We start from the raw sequence: 21,579 nt of genomic DNA, 5'->3' as shown, positions 1-21,579 counted from the left end.
GCTTGTGCATCTTAAAATTAAAGCGAGGTTTGATCTATGATGAGTGTTTTAAAAAAAATCTGTGGCTCTAAAAATAGTTTAAAGTCTTTTGATAACGAGGTTTATCAGTTTATAGAAAAAGAGTTACAACGTCAAAAGTCACAATTGCAATTAATTGCATCAGAGAATTTTGCAAGTAAAGCAGTAATGGAAGCACAAGGCTCTTTTCTGACTAATAAATATGCAGAAGGCTATCCAGGCAAAAGGTATTACTGTGGTTGTGAGCATGTGGACAAAGTTGAAAGTCTAGCTATAGAAAGACTTTGTAAGCTGTTCGGTGTTAAATTTGCAAACGTTCAACCTCACTCTGGTTCTCAGGCAAATCAGGCGGTATTTGCTTCACTGCTTACTCCAGGCGATACAATACTTGGATTATCACTGAGTTGCGGTGGACATCTAACTCATGGTGCGGCACCAAGCTTTTCTGGTAAATGGTTTAAGTCAATTCAGTATACAGTTAACAAAGACACTTATCTGCTCAATATGGATGAGATAGAAAAGCTGGCGCTGGAGCATAAACCAAAATTGATCATAGCTGGTGCTTCTGCTTATCCGAGAAAAATGGACTTCAAACGCTTTCGCGAAATTGCAGATAAAGTTGGTGCTTATTTGCTTGCAGACATTGCTCACTATGCAGGGCTTATTGCAGCGGGCGAATATCCATCTCCTGCTGAATATGCACATGTTATGACTTCCACGACTCACAAAACTTTGCGTGGTCCTCGTGGTGGAATAGTGATGACCAATGATGAAATATTACACAAAAAAATTCAATCTGCAGTTTTTCCAGGATTGCAGGGCGGGCCACTTATGCATGTAATAGCTGCAAAAGCTGTTGCATTTAAAGAAGCATTAGCGCCAGAGTTTAAGACTTATAGCAAGAAAATCGTGGAAAATGCGAAAGTACTAGCTCAAGAATTGCAAAAGCATGGACTCGACATTATAACCGGTGGCACTGACTCTCATATAGTGCTAGTTGACTTAAGATCGCAGAAATTAACTGGAAAAGACGTTGTAGATAGCCTTGAGAGGGCTGGCATTACCTGCAATAAAAACTCTGTACCATTTGATACAGAAAAGCCAACCATCACTTCAGGGCTCCGTTTTGGCACCGCTGCTGAGACAACACGCGGACTTGAGGCAGAAAATTTTAAAGAGATAGCCAGCCTAGTAAATGAAGTGGTTCAGGGATTAATCAGCGGAAATAGCTCAAGTGTCGAAAAAGCAGTAAAAACTAAAGTTGAAAAGATTTGTAGTAATTTTCCTATTTATTAATTTATGTGGTGTCATCCAAGTAGCTGGTAGAAACGAAAAAACTTACTTGACAAACTCCGCCAGCCCCCTTATTATGACGATAAGGGTATTTATGACTCAAAACTTGTTTTTGACCTGCAGGCTCAATGACAAAATTCAGTAAAAAACTCAGGGTATTTTTTGGCGGATTACATAAAATTATAGCGGCTGCATGTCTTTTAAATTTTTTCTACATTCAGCCAAACCGCGCTTATTTTAAGCGTTAGCACATTATTACAGCGCCACTTACAGTAATATAGAGTCAAAACTCGCACCACGGGAGTTCTTTGCCTTTTTTTTCATTTGGTAAATTTCTTAATGTTTATAGCTAAAAGAGCCCAAGAGAGGTGTCATCCCGCTGCTTGTTAGCGGGATCTATGTGAGATACCGCGGCGGTATGACGGTTAATTATTCCGCGCGGGATGACAAGAAAGGAGCAGCAGGATGACACCTCACCATGTCATTCCAGCGCGTGGCACACATCTGTACGAACATTGTTATAATAAGAGTTCATGAAAGATGTCATCTGGAATCTTGTTCCAATGTTAAACAACACAAAGTTGAAAAAGTAGAGCAAGAATTACTTACAATTCAATAATTCTCCAAAATCAATTATGTTTGAAAAGTAATCACTATCTATAACGTCATCACTCACACCGTTAACGTGAATAAGGACTGGACGACATGAAAAGCCTTTTGGACGCTTTAGTGTATCTATTTTCTTTTGTACTTCTTGTATTATTGAATGACCGATTTTATTTTTTGAAAATTTGATTTCGCAAATGTAGAGAGTGTTAAACCTTGTTTGAATCATGTAATCAATTTGACAACCAGCACCTGTCTTCCTCTGAAAAAATGGATTTTCGCTTACTATTCCATCAATTCTCAAGATATTATGTATGCTCTTTCTATTGTTAAGCACCAAATTTTCAAACTGAAGTCCAATAATTGTATGCCACTCTGGTAGAGATGTAAGTAACCCTATAGAGTAGGTGTCGCGATTAATTTTTCCTAGATTTTTTTCAATATATTTTAGATAAAACCTTAAATAATTATCTTGAAGTCTGTACTTCCTGAGTCGTGAATCAGTACCCGTTTTTATATCCCAAGTGTGATCCTTTGCAATAAAACCGGCAAGCTCGAGCTCATATAGATACTCAGAAATGCGTCCGTGTCTTGCAATGTTTAAAGCAGTACAAATTTCTTCCTGTTCTTTAGCTCCAGTAGAAAGAGCTCTCACTACTTGCTTATAAAAAGCTGTTTTTCGCATGAATAGATCTGAAAATATTTGGTCAAACTCCTCAACTAAAAACCCACCTTTTGTAAAACAAAGCTTTTTAATATTTTCTTCAGTACCATGTTTAAAATTTACCTCTTCTAAATATTTTGGAATTCCACCGGTTACTGCAAGCACCTTAAACTTTTCGTATGCTGAAATATTTTTTGGCCAAAATTCATTGCAATCAGAAAGTGATAACTCCCCGAGTGTTAAAGTCAACGATATTCTTCCTACAAAACCAGTACTACTAAGTATATTTTTTTCAATCCAGGATGAAGCTGATCCACAGACAACAAAAATTAGCTTGTTATTATTTTTTAGCTGTGTATCCCAAAAATTCTTTATTTTGCCTAAAAAAGTTGGATCTTTTGAGCCCATCCAAGAAATTTCATCAAGGAGCAATAATATTTTGCCAGATAGTAAACGTTCACCAACTGCCCATAGTAAGTCACTCCAGTCGTCATATCTAGCAAAAGATGTATTAAATTGTCTAGCAACTTGTCTAGAAAATTCATTAAGTTGGTGGGATGTTGTAGTATGCTTTTCTGGTGGCAAACCTGCAAATGAGTAATGTTGTTCGAAATGTTTACCAAACTCTTGAATTAAACGACTTTTTCCTATACGACGCCTTCCTTTGACTACTACAAAAGATGCAGTGTTTTTTTCCGTAAGCTCCAGCAGTTGCTTCAACTCGGTTTGCCTACCAATAAATGATGGAGACATAAAATACAAAATATAAATCTTTGTCTCCATTATACACAATGAAATTGGAGACGTAAATAAGTAAATTTCGATCTTTGTCTCTATAGTGCTATAGCTAAACTGACTTACGACAATTTGAAAAACCGTCATTCCGCTACGTGTTAGCGGAATCTATGCTGGGATACCGCGAATGAATCGCGGTATGACGGTTCGTGGCGGTATGACGGTTCGCGGTGGTATAGTAACTCGTCATTCCGCTACGTGTTAGCGCCGCGGCGGTATAGCTATAAATTGTTGATATCTTTTTTATATCACATTTTTAACTTACAATAGTTAGCCAGCGTTTCTTACATTAACCAAATCTTTCGAATTCTGCACTCACCACTACCTATAACTCACTTTCACGCAATATTGATCGTTCTTAAAAAGCAATCTAACATTTTTTATTCCTTGATTGCGAAGCTTTGATGCAGCTGATTTAGCAGCCTGAGCACTTTTAAAAAATGCAACATATCCCTTACTTTCTGCACTGTCTTGTTTCGGGTGACGTTTCTGCATTTCTTTTTCATATTGCTTTCTGTAATGCGGAGTATTTTGTATCAATTGTTCTGACATCTTTCTTAGGTATTGGACTTTTACCTTTGCAAGCCCTACTTTATGAAATCCTAAGACTTGAGCTGCTTTTTCTGATAAGTCTATTATTCTGCCTTCAATAAAAGGCCCTCTATCGTTAATCCTTACAACAAGCTTTCTTCCATTTTCTAAATTAGTGACAAGAGCAAAGCAGGGTAGGGGCAAAGTCTTATGCGCTGCAGAGATCAAGTGACGGTTAAACACTTCACCATTTGCTGTAAGCGTGCCATGATCTTCTATTCCATACCACGACGCTATCCCTATCTCTTCATAGTGTTTACAGTTTTTTGGATAATAAGTTATACCATTTATTGTGTAGCTGCAGCCAATTTTATAATGACCTGCAGTGCAATTAAACCTGTTGCTAAAACTGCAACTACTTATCAAAACAAATATTAGACATAGGAAGGCTAGGTTTTTTATCATTGTATTCGGTAAGAGGGTTCGATACTATGAGGATTTTAAATTATACTATAATAAATTTAGTAATGAGTAAACATCTACTGCTAAATATTAACAAAACTCAAAAAAGAATAATACATATAATTGGTATAGGTGGAATCGGAATGAGTGCCATTGCTGAAATTCTTCATAATTCCAATTACAAAGTTCAAGGCAGTGATGCACAATCAAACAACAATGTAGATAGATTACAAAGGCTGGGCATAGAGGTTTTTATTGGTCACAATGCTAATAATATAAGCCAAGCTCAAATAGTTGTACATTCTTCTGCGATAGAATCTGATAATGTGGAGTTAGTAACAGCGAGAAATAACAATAAAACCATTTTGCATAGATCAGACATACTTGCTGAAATTATGAAAGATAAATATGTGATAGCAGTTTCAGGTTCAAGTGGAAAGACGACAACAACGGCTATGATTGCTTCTATTTTTGATCATTCTGGCATTGATGCGACTGTAATTGTAGGAGGAATACTAAATTCGTATCAGAGTAATTCAAGACTTGGAAAGAGTGACATTTTTTTAATCGAAGCTGATGAGTCTGATGGAACCATGCTAAAAATTCCTGCAAATATTGCTGTCATAACGAGTATTAACGACGATCATATGGATCATTATGGTACATTCGACGATATTAAAAATGCGTTTTCTCAGTTTATAAGCAAAGCAGGTTTTGCAGTTTTGCCTGATTCTGTAGGCATTAATTATGATGCGAGTAATTCTATAACGTTTGGGTTTGAGAATGGTAGCATAAGAGCCAGCAACATTAAACAGCATGCTAACAGCATAGAATTTGACGTGTTGAACAACTGGATTCCAGCATCAGCTACTTGCATGACAAAAAAGCAGGTGTCATCCCATCACCTTCTGTCATCCCATCACCCTCTGTCATCCCAGTGCGTGACACTGGGATCCAGCCCTTTAAAAAACATAGTACTATCAAACGCAATAGGTATTCACAAAATGAGTAACGCCTTGGCTGCAATATCAGTTGCGATAAAGCTCGGGATTAGCAATGCAGAGATTAAAAAAGGCCTTTTGGAATTTCAAGGAGTAGCAAGAAGATTCTCTTTGATTGCCAATATTAAAGGTGTTAAGTTAATTGAGGATTATGCCCATCATCCAAATGAAATATATGCAACTTTAACGGCTGCACGTTCGATTACTAAAGGAAAAGTAATAGGAATTATCGAACCACTTCGTTTTGCTCGCGTTCGTAATTTTTTTGGTGAATTCATAAGGATCTTTATGATGTTTGACTATGTAATCCTTACTCCTATTCATCCCCCAGAAGACAAGCCTATTCCTGGTTGTGGGATTGATGATATACAAAAAGCTTTAATCAGTAATGGGTTTAATGATGTAAAGATTATGAATGATGCTCTACTCATTTCACATTTTATTAGTGATTCGACAAGTCCAGGTGATATAGTATTATTTATTGGTGCTGGTAGTAATATAGCTAAATTGGCAAAGGAAACTGCAGCACTTATTGCGGAAGTTAAGGTTTAATGCGATGAATAAGATAATCAACAACGTATTTGCAAGAGAAATTTTAGATAGCAGGGGTTACCCCACTGTTGAGGTGGAAATTGAACTCTGTGATGGAGCAATAGGTAGGGCCTCTGTACCTTCTGGAGCTTCAACTGGTAAATTAGAAGCCTTGGAACTCAGAGACCAAGATGAGAAAAGGTATTGTGGTAAAGGAGTGCTGAAAGCTGTTCAAGCTGTAAATGGAGTGATAGCAAATGAAATCATTGGCATGGATGCAACAAACCAAAGTGCAATTGATAAAGCATTAATTGAACTAGATGGAACAAAAAATAAATCTAAACTTGGAGCAAATGCAACTTTGGGTGTGTCTCTTGCGGTTGCAAAAGCAGCAGCAAACAGTTTCAAAATACCGTTGTATAGATATTTGGGAGGAGAGCAGATGCCGGTTCCACTCATTAACATAATTAATGGTGGAGTACATGCAGACAATAAGCTCGATTTCCAAGAATTCATGATTCTTCCGGTCGGTGCTGAGACTTTCAGTGAAGCAATCAGAATATCTGCGGAGGTGTTCCACAACTTACGTAGCATTCTTAAGAAAAAGGGTTATAGCACAAACGTAGGAGATGAAGGCGGTTTTGCACCAAATATTGAAAGTACTGAAGAAGCACTTGACTTGATCATATACGCTATAGAATCAGCAGGTTATTCAGCGCAAAGTGATTTTGCACTAGGCCTTGATGTTGCTTCATCTACTTTTTATGAAGATGGAATTTACAAATTTGAAAATAAAGAGCTTACTTCAAAAGAATTGACCGAATATTATTGTAGTCTTGTGGAAAGATATCCAATAATTTCTATAGAAGATGCAATGAGTGAAGACGATTACGAAGGTTGGAAATTACTTACTGCAAAATTGGGGAGTAAAATTCAATTGGTTGGGGATGATTTATTTGTTACAAATTGTGAACTAATAGGCAAAGGAATAGAAGAAAAAATGGCAAATGCTGTACTGATCAAGCCAAATCAAATAGGGACGTTAACAGAAACTTTTGCTGCTATTGAAATGGCAAAATCAAACAACTACAAAGCTGTTATTTCTCACCGCTCAGGTGAAACAGAAGACACAACAATATCTCATATAGCAGTTGCATCAAATTGCGGGCAAATAAAAACCGGGTCGCTGTCGCGTTCTGATAGGCTCGCGAAGTATAACGAGCTAATGAGAATAGAAGGCACATTAGGAAAAGATGCTAAATATTATCATGGGTTAGCATGGGTTTTATAGACGAAGTAAAATTGTACTTAAAAGCCGGTGATGGTGGTGACGGTTGTGCAAGTTTTCGTCGAGAAAAGTTCGTTGAATTTGGTGGTCCAAATGGTGGTAATGGAGGAAAGGGTGGAAACATAGTTTTCATCAGCGACGCTAATCTCAACACTTTGCTTCATTTTCGTTATAGAAGACACATTAAAGCAGATAATGGGAAAAATGGTGCAGGCAGGGATAGATCTGGCACAGCAGGGAAAGACGTTATACTTCGAGTTCCAGTCGGTGCACAAATAATTGATGAAGAAAGTGAAGAGATAATAGTAGATCTTGACAAGCCTGGTATGGAATTTCAAGTAGCACAGGGTGGAAAAGGTGGACTTGGAAATACTAATTTTAAATCTTCTACTAATAAGGCACCAAGACATTTTACTTACGGTCAGCCTGGCGAAGAAAAACATGTATTATTAAAACTAAAAGTTTTATCAGATGTTGGAATTATTGGCATGCCAAACGCAGGTAAATCAAAATTTTTGACTCGCTGCTCAAATTCCGATACAAAAGTAGGCGATTATCCATTTACCACCGTAAGACCCCACTTAGGTGTGACAAAAGTGGATGATAGCGAAGTTGTAATAGCAGATATTCCTGGAATAATTACTGATGCTCACCTTGGAGTTGGGCTCGGGCATAAATTTTTAAAGCACATAGAAAGGTGTCAAATTTTACTTCATTTAATCGATGTAACTCACGATGACGTTGTTTCGGCTTATAGTTGTATCCATAATGAATTGGAACTTTACAATAGTGATCTTGTTGAAAAAGAAGAGATTGTAGTATTAAACAAATGCGACTTATTGAGGGAAGCAGAAATTCTGGAAAAGAAGAATCACCTAGCTAATTATCTCAATAAAGAAGTGCTGTGCTTATCAATTAATGGTGATTTACAGCCTATTTTAAGATTATTAAGTGAAAAATTGAAAAAGAGTAATTCTAAGGAAATCGATGTATATGATCCTTTTAAGATGTGAATTTCATTTAGATAATTGATGTTTTTCATTTATTTTATCATATAACTAGAATATATGTGTACGAACGTTTGTTTTTGAAGGTGATTTGCACAGTAAATGGTCAGCGCGTGACGCACTGCCCAGTTCATGTTAGCTATAAATATTTAAGAAATTTACCAAACGAAAAAAAAGGCAAAAGAAGCCCTAGTCATTGTCTATTTTCAGTATTGGCGTTTTTTTATGTTTTAAATGTCTAATAACCGCGACTCAGCTGCTTTTTAATGCAACTAACCTTAGTTTAAATGTTTAAGAAATTTACTAAGCAGAAAAAAAGGCAAAAGAAATCCCGTGTTAGCTAGTTGTCACTCTCTAATCCTGCAAATTGGCGTACTATACTGTCTTAAACGACTTATAAGCGCGTTTCAGCTTATATAGGTAAAAACCCAGAAATGTTGTGAAGACATAAGGTGCACATAGTGCAAAAAATTAAAAATAAGACGCCAACTACGTTGTTTTCTTGCTGTTTAATCTGCACAGATGAAGATAACTGAATACCTTCACTATCATGATAAGGGGGCTGGCGGAGTTTGTCAAGGAATTTTTGCATTTAATTCGTTTCTGCGAGCTACCTGGTTTTCCTACTGAAATTTTGAAAAATGTAATCTACTTCTATATTCAAATATATCAAGCAGTAATTCAAAATTAGCCATTGCGCCTTTTGCGTTATTATACGCGAGATTGAGCAGCTCTTTGTCCTGATATAAATCAGCAAATTTAAATTCCATACATCCTGATTGTTTTGTGCCTAAAATATCTCCACTGCCTCTTAGCATCATATCCCTTTCAGCAATGTAAAATCCGTCCTGTGACTCACACATGATCTTTAACTTTGAAGATGAGCTTTTACTTAAATTATCGTATAATAATACACAAAAAGATGGCTTGTTTCCTCGCCCTACTCTGCCTCTTAACTGATGTAATTGCGATAACCCAAATTGCTCTGCATTTTCTATAATCATAATGGTTGCATCTGGCACATCTATACCAACTTCTATCACAGTGGTTGCAACAAGCAAAGAAAATTCATTTCTTTTGAAGGAAAACATAACTTGATCTTTCTGCTCCTGAGTCAATTTTCCGTGTATTATCCCGACTCTATCAAAAAATGTTTTTTGTAATTCCTGAAAACGCATCTCTGCTGCAGCAATATTGGTCTCTTCGTTTTCTTCTATATATGGACAAATCCAATATGCTTTTTCGCCCCTGTTTATAGCACCTTTTAGCTTTTCAATAACATCTGGCACCCTACTAATGTTCATAGTTACAGTTTTTATTGGCAATCTGGATTTTGGTTTTTCTCTCAAAATTGAACATTCAACGTCACCATACATAGCTTGCTGCAAGGTTCTTGGAATGGGAGTTGCAGTAACGAAAAGTATATCGGCATTTTCTCCTTTTCCTACCAAGCGATTTCTCTGCATCACTCCAAATCGCTGTTGCTCGTCTATGACTGCAAGCCCTAAATTTTTAAATGTAACGTTAGCTTGAAATAACGCGTGGGTGCCAATCACTATATTTAAAACACCACTTGCAAGTTCGTTCATGATAATCTTTCTTTCCTTGCGCGAAGTTTTACCAGTAAGCAGCGCAACTTTTATATCGGTACAGGATAAAACTTCCTCAATCCAATTATAATGTTGCTCCGCCAAGATAGTAGTCGGTGCCATTAGAGCTACCTGCATGTTGTTTTCTACCACATTTAGCATCGCAAAAAGTGCAACTACGGTTTTGCCACTACCAACATCACCTTGCAGCAAGCTCATCATGCGATACTTGGATTTTTGCCTCTCTGAAATTTCATCTATTGCACGAATTTGATCGTTTGTTAATTGAAACGATAATTCATTTAAAACTTGCTCTTTATATTTATTCAATACTATAAATTCTCTTCCCCTTTTTTTTACATGATTTTCTCTTGCAAGTTTCAGTGCTAGCTGATACGCAAACAATTCATCATAAGCAAGCCTTTTTCTACAAACCTCGGCTTCCGCCAATGAGCTTGGTCTGTGCAACTTTATGATGCTTTCCCTCCAACTTAGCCATTTTTTTTGCTTGATTAATGTATCATCTATCCACTCTGGCAAATCAGGCAATTCTTTCAGGTTAGAGCTTATTATGTTCCCTATGCTCTTATTGGTAATGCCACAGCATAATTGGTAGACTGGCTCTATGCGAGCTATTTCTTTAAATTGGTTGATGTCAAGCGACACGTAATCTGGATGAGTAATCTGCCAATGCTCAGCAAATTTTTCGAGTTTGCCACTGATGATTACATAGGCTCCAACTGGAAATAGTTTATATAAATACTTAACTGAGTGATTAAAAAAGACTATGAATATATACTGACTCTCACTTTCAACAACTATTTTATATGGTCTACCTCTAAAAGTGGGCGACTGATGCTCATAAACTTTTGCCATGAAAGTTGTAAATTCTCCAACTTGAGTATCAAGTAGTGACTTACTTCTATCTATATAACCAAGCGGCCTATAAAACAGCAGGTCCACCACTTTGTTCCCACCACAGAGTTTAGGTAATATTGCGGAATGGAACTTAAGCATATTTTCCAGCTTGCCATTTAGAAAAGCCAGCACATCTAATTGCTCATTGAGATTCATACATGTGTAAAAACTGTTTATCAATAATAGAGCCTTTTTAAAATCTTGTCACCTTATGGTCAGGTATGCACTATAGCTAGCACAGCTCTCTAACATCATACCACCGCGGTGCTAACAAGCAGCGGGATGACGTTTGTCGGTAAGCCTAAGTTACCCCTAACTATATTTGCTATCATAGGGCTTATAGCAGGTATTTTATTGAATTATTAATAATTTGTGATATAATTAATTATGATGTTAATAGGTCTATGATAGAAATGAATAGTACCAATCCAGTAGTTACATTAAGGGCTCAAGCAGAAGAGTTTGATTTTGGCAAATTAAGAGCTGGTAAAGATAATGCTGAAGCAAACTCTGGTGAACAGATGTATAAAGACATCAATAGAATGGATTTTGTTATTAATGGTAAAAGTATAGACCAAACTTTAACTAGTGCGTTGATGGAAGGAGCTAAGCAACGTGAATTCGATAAAATTTGGAGCGAATATTGTGAAAATGACAATACTCCTGATCATAAAAAAACTGACCAGTATGAAAAGGAATTTGAGAGATTTTACAATTTAGGCAAGGAGTATGCTCACCTATTACCAAAGGAAGAAGCCAGAAATTATCGCCCGTTTGCAAAAGAAGTTTTTAAGGAAATGTTTAAATATGCTGAAGCAAAAGTTCCAAGTGATTCTATTCTAGAAGAGCTAATTACTAATTGTAATCAAGCAGGGTATGAAGGCACTTTATTCACTGATGTTCTCTTTCAAGCATTTCGCCAGTCCGAATTTACGCTACTAAGTCCTCAAAAAACAATAGTTATTGATTGCACTGATCCAAATCATGTAAAAGTCAAATCTGATACCAATTCCCACTATGTAAAGAACAGATAGACAATAATGGGAAAGAAGTGATACTAAAGTAGATAAAATAGAGAGGTATAAATGGCATTAAGGTCAAAACTATTAGACGAAAAAGTTGTAAATTTGGCGAAAGAAATGTTAAAAAAGGTCAGAAATAACGCATATGTTTCAAAAAAGTTACAAGCGGTGATAGTAGGAAAAGAAAGTAGTATAAGCGCTGTGGCAAGAATATGTAAAATTTCAAGGACTGCTTTGACTGAATGGATAAAGCATCTAAAATTTGGTAGAGTAGAAAGATTATTTGCCCCGTCTCAACGGCGAAGGAAAAGCAAATTAAACAAAAATCAACGTGAGCAAATTGAAATATGGGTAGAAAGAAATCCAAATATTACTATTAAGGAAGTGCAAATAAAAATCTCAGAGGAATTTGGCCTAAACATTAGCAAATCAACAGTGCACCGTGAGATACAAAGGATGAAATTTTCTTACATAACACCGAGGCCAATTCACCATAAACAAGATAAAAAAAAGCAAGAAGAGTTTAAAAAATACTTCAATAAAATAGTCAATTCCCACCCTGAAAAGGAGGTATTTTTTTGATGAATCACGATTTGGAACTCATTCAAAAATCGGACACGGATGGTTTAAAAAAGGGGTCAGAACGCAGGTTAAAATGAAAATTGGTAGACAAAATTTCTATATCTACAGTGCAGTAAATCCAAGAAGTGGTAAGAAAATTAGCCTACTTGCTCCATATGTAAACACTGATTGTATGAATATATTTCTGGAGCAGATGTCGAAAGATTTAGGCACGAAAAAAGTCTTTCTTGTAATGGATTGTGCAGGTTGGCATAGATCAAAAAGTTTGAAATTTCAGGAAAACATTACCATTATATACTTGCCTCCTTATTCACCGGAACTGAATCCTGTTGAGAGGCTGTGGCAATATATCAAACACAATACTTTACGCAACAGAGTCTACGATACCATAGGCTTACTTGAAGATGTTCTGTGTAATTTTATTGTCAGTATTTCCAGCACTACTATTAAACGAGTTTGTAATGTTTCTTATTTGTTCGATTAGTAATGGAATTTGGTATGAGATGGCAGTGCCTACGGTAAAATCTGATAATCCAGAAGAAGAAGTTTGTCAGATAAATAGCTCATTAGAGTTTACACTTGCATTCCAAGATGAGAAAAATGATGTAACATATAAAGATGGTAAATTGTTACTTACTGCTCCTCGAGAACTGAAAAATTACAAAATTGATGGCAAAAATTTATTTGATATTATTAAAGAGTATTTCCAGAAATTTTGCGAGAAGTTAGGATTTAAGTTTGAAGCAGAGATAGAACATAGTTTAGGTAATCCACTAGAAGTAAACAGCCATCTGGAAAATATGGAACCGCCCATTCATAGCAATGAGCATGGAAATACACCTGGAAACTAACAATTAAAATATTTCAAGCGCTGTTAGCTCATTTGCACAATCAATTACTTCAGAACTTGGGAACTGGTTTTTAAACCAAGTGTACTGGCGTTTTGCGTAGTGTCTTGTGTTTGTTTGAGCAATCTGTATCGCTTCGTCTAAAGTAATCTCACCTTTCAAATACTTTACAATTTCTGGCACTCCATGTGCTTTCATAGCTGGCAAATGTGGAGCTAAGTTCATACTAAGTAGCTTTTTTACTTCATCAATTGCTCCATTTTCGATCATTTTGATAAAACGAGAATTTATTTTTTGGTATACATCCTCACGTTTAGGCAAAATTGTATATATCTTAAAATTATCGAATAAAGGAGGCTGTCTATTTTCTTGCCATACAAAGATTGTCTTACCAGTTTCAGTGATAACTTCAAGTGCCCTTGAAAGGCGGTGCGAGTCATTCATGAATACTTTACCTTGAATCCTTGGATCTTTGCTTAGCACTAATTTGTAAAACTCCTCTTTACTTAAATTTTTCCTTAATTCGCTTACATTTTTCCTTACTTTCTGACTTATTTGTGGCATTGATGATAAGCCTTTGATTAAACTGCTGATGTAAAGCCCGCTTCCTCCAGTGATGATAGGTATTTGAGCATTTTCTAATGCGTGATTAACTTCTTTTTCTAAATCCTCTAACCATAGACCCACGGAATAATTTTCTTTTGCTGAAACATAACCATATAATTTATAAAATTCTTCTTGCTTTAGTGGTTGAGCAGTAATTATGGGAATTTCTTCATATACCTGCTTTGAATCACAATTTATTATGCTGATATTATTATATTTTTTTATCAGGTTATCACACAATTCTGATTTACCTGAAGCTGTAATTCCTGTAATAATTACTATATTATTTTTCATTTATATTAATTTAATTAACATATGATAGAGTGTAGTAAAAATTTGGGTCCTACAATCTAAAGTTTGGAGATTTTTATGGCAGAAAACAACGACAATAATTCATTTATTAAGCGTTTCACAAACAGGACTCCTGGCGGTACAGGGGAAGGTTTTTCCAGTAAGTATTCGTCTCAAAACACCAAAGAACGGGCATTAGGGGAAAAAGGGGGAATTTCTGAATTAGCAAACAAAAAAACCGAATCCAAGGAAGCTTTTTCTGAAAGTGGCGGCATAAAAAGTAAAAGCAGAACTGTCAATGAAAGATCTTTTGCTGATGCAACAAAAAGAAGTAGGTCAGATCTTATATATTTAGTCCGTGGTAAAGATCGTGGAAAATCAGCGTGGCATTATGTATTAGTTGATAAAGAGAAAAGAGAAATGTTTCTAGCAAAAAGCAGAACTGGCTCTATAGATGTTGCAGACTATGGAGAGATTTTGTATTCAGGATGGGGAGAGGATCCACCACAGGCAATAGTTGATAAAGTCAATGAAGAGTTTGGGTTGTAGCAAGTCTGCATAACAAATGGTAAGCTGCGTTGCATTGCGTTCACAAAAACTAGCAGTTACTATATAAGATACAATGCAACAAAACTGATCTAGTTGTTATGAATAAGTTTTTAGCTATATGGTATCTAAAATAATAAATGCAATACAGAACAACTTGTTAGTGTGTTTTCCAACAGAAACAGTGTATGCTCTTGCTTGTAATGCATTAAATAATGAATCTATAGGAAAAATATATCAGATAAAGAAACGCTCTCAAAATAAACCACTGTCTATATTTGTTAGTGATATTTGCAGCTTGATGAGAATAGCAAAGCTAGAGAAAAAGTATATTGGTTTAGTAAATCACTTTTCTCCTGGACCGATTACCTATATTTTACCACTTAAAAACAATAATATATTGCCAAACGAATTCTTTAAAGATAGTATAGGCATCAGAATCCCTGAGCATCCTATTGCAATTTCAATACTAAACAAACTGAAAGTTCCAATAGTTGCAACTAGTATAAATATTTCAGGAGAAAAAAGTGTATGTAAGGCAGACGATATACCACAATCCATTAAGCAACATTTATCTGCAGTGATTGAAGATGATGAATTAGTTTCTGGTATAGAATCTACTATTATTGACTTAACCGAAGATAAGATTAAGGTTTTAAGGGAAGGTGCAATTTTATTACAAACAGTAACCAATGCATTTTCAAACTAAGATCTATAGGAGAAAGAATGAAAAAAGTAATAGGTCACAACCAGGCCAAAAAAAAATTAATGAACAACTTATCTGTTCAGTCTTGGCTGATCTGTGGTAAAAAAGGTATAGGAAAAGCAACACTTGCAAAATCCTTCTCCAATTGGTTACTCATAAAAAGCTATAATGAAGTAGCATTGGACTTACACATTGTTGAAGGTGATACTATCGGAATAGAAAAAGTCAGAGAAATGAAAAACTTTCTACACTTAAGTCCCATTCAATCAGAACACAAAATAGCTATAATAGATAGCTTAGAGGCAATGACTAATAACGCTAAAAACGCAATATTGAAAATATTAGAAGAGCCGCCAAAAAATTCTAAGATATTTATAATTAGCCATAAGCCATATGATATACAAACTACTATCCAGTGTAGGTGCTTTCAGCTAAATTTACTTCCATTAACTTATGACGAAACAAAGCAAGTTGCTTCATCTCAATGTAAATTTGATGATCAAACGTTTGACGAAATGATTACTTTATTTCCTGAAATGCCAGGAATGATAATAAATGCAATAAGTAGTGATGCTTATGAAGCATACAAATGCTTTTATAAATTTCTTCATGATTTAAAGAATCCCAATATGATTAATAAAGTAATTAATAGCGAAATCGAACTAGAACTAGCATCATATATAATTCAGGCCTTCATTTTAGAAAGCATAAAGAGAGAGGTAAATGGTGTTGAAATTTTACTAGGTCAGTGGAAAAAAATAGATGAACTTTTCGTTGTTGCTAAGCAACTTCACTTAGATAAAAAGCATGTTTTAGCTAATGTAGTTAATATCATGACATAAGTTTACAAAGTATAATACTTTTAACATAAATTCATGATAAAATTCTGTTAATTTAATACTCGAAGTATATAATTTGACTGATAATAAATTAACTGTATGGCAATCAATAGAAGTTTTGACGAAAGCCATACTAAACATGCAGAAAGAATTAAGTTCAATCAAGAATATAGCTTTAGACCAGGACGTCACCTTAGAAAAAGGAAAGGAGTTGTTAAGCGGCATTTATGAAGCAAATTTTAAGCTAAACAAGGCAATCAATATAGCTACTTTGCCAAAAATTGGCTATCATATGCTAAATGGTGAGCTTGTTGTACGTAATCATATCACGGAAGAGGAAGTAAAGATTCCTAGAGATTTTCATTACCTTAAAGTCGTTAAATCCGATCATGATGATTATAAATTAACGTTTTGTAATTTTTTAGGTAATGAGTTCTTTGAATATAAAAAGTATGATCCACAATATTCTGGCGTTTCAGATGAATATAAGTTTGTGGATTTTGGTAGTGTAAAAAAGACTCATAATCTAAAATTTAAGGAATACGTTGGTCATGCACCTAAGTTTTTTGCTGCAGAAGGGCCTATTGAGCCTGGATCTCAAAACCATGCAATTGATCTATTTGAGCTAGTCAAAAGTGGTAAAGGTAGCAAAGTGGGAACCCTCGCTGATGAATTTGGTTATTTTGATGATCAAAATAAATTACATTATTATAATTATCACAAAAGTGCTGAAAGTAATATTTACAATCCTGAAAATTTCAGTGTAAAAATGATCAATGTAGATGTGAGCAAAATCGATAAATTCTACCTTATTGCGGAACAAGGTGATATAATCATTCATCCTATTTTGGAAAATTTAGACATATTTTAAAGTTTTTTAGAGTATCTAATCTTATTGTTATTATAATTGGGTTTGGTAGCATTGTGTTATGGAAGATAAATTGCTTGAATCAGTAAAAAACAAAAGTTATTTCAGTAAAGCAGTCGAATGGTACTGCCATAGGTATCTGTTTTGTGTAGCAGAAAGATCTTGGATGGCATTAATAGTATCGCTTCTCCTAGTATGCTTATGTTTATTAATATTAAACATATACCTGTTATTTCCTGTTAAAAAAGATTTAAATTTTGTGAAGTACATGAACCACACAGAAGATGAGTTCTCTGCAATGCATAAGCTTAGTTTCAGTAAAAAGGAAGATGAATACACTTCCACAGCGAGGTACTTAATAAGTAAATACATTGAAATATACGAGTCCATTAAGATCGTTGAACCGAAGTACCAAGAAAATTTTATAAGAAACAATTCTATACATAAAATCTATCAAGGCTTTCAGGAAAAAACGAACAATGAAGCTGTTAGTTCACCTTCATCCAAAAGAAAAACTGCCAACATAAATGTAATAACATTATCTATTGATCGATCGACCAAGGACTTAGTTACATTTGCTGGAAATGCTACTGTAGTTTTTACAACCGAGCAAAATAAGGAGGTGAAAGATCATACTGTGGAGATTAGCTTCACTTTGTCGAGTATAAAAGCAACTCTGGCTGGTATAATACCATTTAAATTTATTGTTAATGGTTATAAATACAGATTTTAAAATATTACTTGGTAGCTAAAAAAAATAACTAAAGTGCATGTAGCAGTAATAACTGGAGGTAAAACTAGAAGAATTGGCGTTTTTTTAATAAAGTAATTCTGAGAAGGTTTTAAGAAAAAGGCATTGTAAATTATCGGTAAAAAGTACAGAGCGTTAAGTATAGTACTAACAATTAACACTAGAGTTACAAACACAGAAAGTATTACATTGCCAGAGTTGAAAACAGCTTGAAAAATGAGAAATTTACCCCAAAAAGTCGGAGCAGGCGGCACCCCTATCATAGACAATGCACCTATAGCAAATGCTGTCATGTTAATTGGCATACTGCGTCCTATACCGTGAATCTTATCTATATATTTCTCACCTGTTTTCGTTATTATTGCTCCGGCAATGAAAAACAAAGTGATTTTTGCAAATGCGTGGCAAACTAATTGAAAAATTGCAACCCTCATGCTGAGCTCACTAAAAATTGAAGCAAATAATATAATATACGACAATTGAGAGATGGTAGAGTAAGCAAGCAATTTCTTTAATTCTTTTTGCTTTAATGCAATCAATGATGCAGTAATAATAGTAAATCCAGCAGCGTACGGAAGCCACCCTCCAGCAAACCAATTTTGCTGCACAAAACGTTGTATGTTATCGACGCCGAAAGTGTATAATATAACTTTTATGATGATGAAAACTCCGGATTTCACAACAGCAACAGCATGTAATAGTGCACTCACAGGAGTTGGTGCAACCATTGCTTTTGGTAACCAAAAATGCATTGGCATTAATGCAGCTTTTCCTATTCCATAAATCAGCATAGCAAAACACACTGCAATGAAAGTGATGAGTGAAGTATCAAATTTGAATATTCCACCACTTACAAAGTCTAAAGTATGAAATTCACTATATAAAAGGCCTATTGCAGGAAAAAATAATACTAAAGAAGAGAAAAATAGCACGCCAAAGTAATAGCGCCCTGCAATCATTGATTCATTTGTTGAGTTGTAAGTAACCAGAGGGTATGTACTAATAGTTAGAAGCTCATAAAAAACAAATGTAGTGAGCAAATCTCCAGAAAAAGCAATAAACATTGCACAGCTAATCGATATTGAAAAAAAGCATAGAAAACTTGAGTGATTGCCATCAGCATAGTTATTCCGCATATAACATATTGCATATATACTGGTTAGTATCCATAAAAACGATATTAATAAACTGAATATTACTCCGGTAGACTCTAGCTTTAAACTAATGTGCAAATTATTACCAAAATCCATGAGAATAAATTGAGAATGATCACCATATACCCAATATAAAGTGCACAGACACGTATACGTAAACAGAAGTACAGAAGAAATGACAGTAATACTATTGTTCACTCCGGGCCATTTACCAGTAAAAAAGATAACAAAAGCACTTAAAAGCGGAATCAACGCAGTAATTAATAAGTAATTCTCAGTAATTGAAAATGGTAAGGAAAGATACATTAAGATATAGTCCATTAAATTTTCTGTTTAGGTAAAGCTAGAATTATACTCAAATCATAGAAAAACCGCCATGTTTTTTTGGCAAACTAGTTGTTTGTGTATGCTATAGCTATACCGCCGCGGTATCTCTAGATCCCGCTAACACGTAGCGGGATGACGAATTTGTCGTTACGTCATCCCGCGATTCATTCGCGGTATCTCATCCGCTAACTAGTAGCGGGATATGAGGTTATCGTCATACCGCTGCGAACCGTCATACCGTGATTTATTCACGGTATCTCTTAGCATAGATCCCGCTAACACGTAGCGGGATGACGAACTTGTCGTTACGTCATACCGCGATTCATTCGCGGCATCTCATCCGCTAACACGTAGCGGGATGACAAGCTTATCGTCATGCCACCGCGAACCGTCATACCGCCGCGGCGCTAACTAGTAGCGGAATGACGGTTTTTCAAATTGTCGGTAAACCTAAGTCAGTTTAGCTATATAGATAGCATAAAGTCAACTGCATAAATTGAAACAATATCTGCTAGACGCAAATTATAACAAATGCAGTAGCGTAATCTCCATCGTCACTCAGAGAAAGATGAATCTTGTAGTCCTTTGAGATGAAATCCTTTCTGACAGCAATATATGGTTTTCCTCTTACATCGCTGTATATTTCTATATCTTTCATTATAATGCCCTGGCTAAATCCAGTACCTCGTGCTTTAACAAAAGCTTCTTTTGCTGCAAAGCGTTTGGCAAAATACCTTGCTCGCATTTCTTGACTATTATACTTTCTACTTAGCTCTATTTCTTTTTCAGTGTAGATTCTATTGAGAAATTTTTCCCCGTATTTTTGTAATATTCTCAATACTCTTGGTATATATACTATGTCAGTGCCGATACCGCGTATCATTTTGTGCTAAAGCGATTTATTGCTTCCTCAATCTGCATTTCTTTTACCTCTCCAGTTGCTCTATTTTTTACTTCAACTATATTTTCATCTATTGCCTTTTTTCCAACAATTATTTGCCACGGCAAGCCTATCAGATCCATTCTAGAAAATTTTACTCCTATACTTCTTTCCGTATCATCGTAAAGCACTTCATCACTTTTCAAAGCTTTGTATATTTTATCTGCAGCCTCCGTTACTTTCGTTTGTAAATTGATTAAACCAATTCTGAAAGGAGCTACCGCTTCTGGCCAGATAATTCCCTTATCATCATGAAAAGCTTCTATTATTGCACCGACAAGCCTTGAAACCCCAATGCCATACGAACCCATATGCATGTTGACATTTTTTCCATCTTGAGAAGTAACACTTGCCTTCATAGGCTTTGAGTATTTGTCGCCAAAATAAAAAATATGCCCTATTTCAATACCTTTACTAACATTTAACTGCTCTTGCGGCACAAGGCAAGTTTTAGGGTCGTGCATATCATCTGCAACTGCATATATATTCTTCAAACTTTCAACATCTTCACTTTCCAGTAGTTCAGAAAATTTATTGTCATAATATAAAGTGCTCTCACCAGTGTTTGCCAATATATGAAACTCGTGGCTCAAATTTCCTCCAATTGGCCCAGTGTCCGCTCTCACTCCAATTGGAGTAAGTCCCATGCGTTTGAAGATTTTTATGTAAGTTTTGTACATCAAATTATATGAATTCAGTGCACCTTCGTAATCTACATCAAAACTGTATGCATCCTTCATCAGAAATTCCCTACCCCTCATAACACCATAACGTGGTCTTACCTCATCACGGAATTTCCACTGGATATGATACAAACAAAGTGGCAAATCTTTGTAACTTTTTACCACATCTCTAATTAGATCAGTTGCTACCTCCTCATGCGTTGGACCGAAAAGCATATCTTCCTCATGCCTATCCCTTATACGTAGCATTTCCTTACCGTAATCATCGTAACGTCCCGATTCTCGCCAAAGATTTGCTGGTTGCACACAAGGCATTAATGCTTCAATTGCACCAGATTTATCCATTTCATCTCTGATAATATCTTCAATATTCTTAAGCACGCGCAGACCAAGCGGCAACCACGTATAGATGCCAGATGCTATCTGCTTTATTAAACCTGCACGTAAAGAATATTGATGGGAGATAATTTTAGCATGGGTAGGCTTTTCCTTTAGAGTTGGTAGGTAATATTTGGATAAACGCATATAATAGACCTGATTGTATTAAGTAATCTTAATACAATCAGACCTGTAGGTAAACTTATTTTGAAAAAGAAGGGAAGTGTGTGGTACTTCCCTTGATAATTTTATAGCTACCGTGGTCTTGGTACAACATTTTCATCCCGCTAACAAGTAGCGGGATGACGATTGTCAGGGTGTCATCCCAGCGCCCC

General features: G+C 35.5%; 18 protein-coding genes and 1 pseudogene. 12 read left to right on the top strand and 7 right to left on the bottom strand.

The features are described 5' to 3' along the window. Window positions 1-36 precede the first annotated feature (36 nt). On the top strand, window positions 37-1,314 hold the full coding sequence (glyA, locus tag ABWU36_RS06315; RefSeq protein ID WP_264688225.1) for a serine hydroxymethyltransferase: 1,278 nt from the start codon (window positions 37-39) through the stop codon (window positions 1,312-1,314). 598 nt (window positions 1,315-1,912) lie between these two features. Here the strand turns inward: glyA and ABWU36_RS06310 are convergent. Both ABWU36_RS06310 and ABWU36_RS06305 read right to left on the bottom strand, forming a co-directional pair. Further along, window positions 1,913-3,334: an AAA family ATPase gene (locus ABWU36_RS06310; protein ID WP_253309500.1), complete on the bottom strand. Its 1,422-nt coding sequence runs from the start codon at window positions 3,332-3,334 to the stop codon at window positions 1,913-1,915. Window positions 3,335-3,697: 363 nt separating this feature from the next. Further along, window positions 3,698-4,372 (bottom strand): septal ring lytic transglycosylase RlpA family protein, encoded by a 675-nt coding sequence (locus ABWU36_RS06305; protein WP_253309498.1) that lies wholly within the window; start codon window positions 4,370-4,372, stop codon window positions 3,698-3,700. 26 nt (window positions 4,373-4,398) lie between these two features. Between ABWU36_RS06305 and murC the strand changes: the two genes are divergently transcribed. Genes murC through cgtA form a run of 3 tightly spaced genes read left to right on the top strand, consistent with a single transcriptional unit; the run spans window position 4,399 to window position 8,202 of the window. After that, entirely contained in the window at window positions 4,399-5,922 is a 1,524-nt protein-coding gene (gene murC, locus ABWU36_RS06300) for a UDP-N-acetylmuramate--L-alanine ligase (protein ID WP_265016471.1), read from the top strand. Window positions 5,923-5,926: 4 nt separating this feature from the next. Then, the gene (eno, locus tag ABWU36_RS06295; RefSeq protein WP_253309496.1) at window positions 5,927-7,192 is read left to right on the top strand and encodes a phosphopyruvate hydratase; all 1,266 of its coding nucleotides are present in this window, start codon (window positions 5,927-5,929) and stop codon (window positions 7,190-7,192) included. After that, window positions 7,180-8,202: an Obg family GTPase CgtA gene (gene cgtA / locus ABWU36_RS06290; RefSeq protein ID WP_264688220.1), complete on the top strand. Its 1,023-nt coding sequence runs from the start codon at window positions 7,180-7,182 to the stop codon at window positions 8,200-8,202. Before eno ends, cgtA begins: the two co-directional genes overlap by 13 nt. A gap of 617 nt (window positions 8,203-8,819) precedes the next feature. Here cgtA and recG read toward each other — a convergent pair. Further along, window positions 8,820-10,859 carry an ATP-dependent DNA helicase RecG gene (gene recG / locus ABWU36_RS06285; protein ID WP_353273179.1) on the bottom strand — a complete coding sequence of 680 codons (2,040 nt, stop codon included), beginning with the start codon at window positions 10,857-10,859 and terminating at the stop codon, window positions 8,820-8,822. A gap of 257 nt (window positions 10,860-11,116) precedes the next feature. Between recG and ABWU36_RS06280 the strand changes: the two genes are divergently transcribed. The 3 genes and pseudogenes from ABWU36_RS06280 to ABWU36_RS06270 form a co-directional block, all read left to right on the top strand. Continuing rightward, a complete protein-coding gene (locus tag ABWU36_RS06280; RefSeq protein WP_353273178.1) occupies window positions 11,117-11,737 on the top strand; it encodes a hypothetical protein in 621 nt (206 codons plus the stop codon). 51 nt (window positions 11,738-11,788) lie between these two features. Continuing rightward, window positions 11,789-12,791 (top strand): IS630 family transposase gene (locus ABWU36_RS06275; RefSeq protein WP_353272868.1). Its coding sequence is split into 2 segments (ribosomal slippage): window positions 11,789-12,298 and window positions 12,300-12,791, totalling 1,002 coding nucleotides; the frame shifts between segments, so codons are not numbered across the junction. A gap of 49 nt (window positions 12,792-12,840) precedes the next feature. Continuing rightward, window positions 12,841-13,158 (top strand): annotated as a pseudogene (locus ABWU36_RS06270) (hypothetical protein); the annotation flags it as partial. Between the two features lie 3 nt (window positions 13,159-13,161). On the opposite strand, the gene miaA reads toward ABWU36_RS06270, so the two are convergent. Continuing rightward, on the bottom strand, window positions 13,162-14,055 hold the full coding sequence (gene miaA / locus ABWU36_RS06265) for a tRNA (adenosine(37)-N6)-dimethylallyltransferase MiaA (RefSeq protein WP_253309493.1): 894 nt from the start codon (window positions 14,053-14,055) through the stop codon (window positions 13,162-13,164). A gap of 75 nt (window positions 14,056-14,130) precedes the next feature. On the opposite strand from miaA, the gene ABWU36_RS06260 reads away from it, so the two are divergent. From ABWU36_RS06260 to ABWU36_RS06240, 5 genes are all read left to right on the top strand, one after another. Continuing rightward, the gene (locus ABWU36_RS06260; protein ID WP_264688217.1) at window positions 14,131-14,601 is read left to right on the top strand and encodes a hypothetical protein; all 471 of its coding nucleotides are present in this window, start codon (window positions 14,131-14,133) and stop codon (window positions 14,599-14,601) included. Between the two features lie 118 nt (window positions 14,602-14,719). Next, window positions 14,720-15,307, top strand: a complete 588-nt coding sequence (locus ABWU36_RS06255; RefSeq protein WP_253309491.1) for an L-threonylcarbamoyladenylate synthase — start codon at window positions 14,720-14,722, stop codon at window positions 15,305-15,307. 59 nt (window positions 15,308-15,366) lie between these two features. Beyond that, window positions 15,367-16,146 (top strand): DNA polymerase III subunit delta', encoded by a 780-nt coding sequence (locus ABWU36_RS06250; RefSeq protein ID WP_410541966.1) that lies wholly within the window; start codon window positions 15,367-15,369, stop codon window positions 16,144-16,146. 73 nt (window positions 16,147-16,219) lie between these two features. Then, window positions 16,220-17,014, top strand: a complete 795-nt coding sequence (locus ABWU36_RS06245; protein ID WP_253309489.1) for a hypothetical protein — start codon at window positions 16,220-16,222, stop codon at window positions 17,012-17,014. Between the two features lie 58 nt (window positions 17,015-17,072). Further along, window positions 17,073-17,744 (top strand): VirB8/TrbF family protein, encoded by a 672-nt coding sequence (locus tag ABWU36_RS06240; protein ID WP_253309488.1) that lies wholly within the window; start codon window positions 17,073-17,075, stop codon window positions 17,742-17,744. Here the strand turns inward: ABWU36_RS06240 and ABWU36_RS06235 are convergent. The 3 genes from ABWU36_RS06235 to proS form a co-directional block, all read right to left on the bottom strand. Next, window positions 17,741-19,237, bottom strand: a complete 1,497-nt coding sequence (locus tag ABWU36_RS06235) for a proton-conducting transporter membrane subunit (RefSeq protein ID WP_353273176.1) — start codon at window positions 19,235-19,237, stop codon at window positions 17,741-17,743. The two genes, ABWU36_RS06240 and ABWU36_RS06235, sit on opposite strands and share 4 nt — an antisense overlap. Before the next feature lie 517 nt (window positions 19,238-19,754). After that, window positions 19,755-20,126, bottom strand: coding sequence for a holo-[acyl-carrier-protein] synthase (locus tag ABWU36_RS06230; protein ID WP_253309486.1), 372 nt, complete (start codon window positions 20,124-20,126; stop codon window positions 19,755-19,757). After that, window positions 20,123-21,391: a proline--tRNA ligase gene (gene proS / locus ABWU36_RS06225; RefSeq protein WP_264688213.1), complete on the bottom strand. Its 1,269-nt coding sequence runs from the start codon at window positions 21,389-21,391 to the stop codon at window positions 20,123-20,125. Before proS ends, ABWU36_RS06230 begins: the two co-directional genes overlap by 4 nt. Window positions 21,392-21,579: the final 188 nt, after the last annotated feature.

Source organism: Wolbachia endosymbiont (group A) of Portevinia maculata (assembly GCF_964028525.1).
Classification (GTDB): Bacteria; Pseudomonadota; Alphaproteobacteria; order Rickettsiales; family Anaplasmataceae; genus Wolbachia.
The sequence above is the reverse complement of the archived record's forward strand: the minus strand, read 5'-3'. Positions and strand labels throughout refer to the sequence as shown.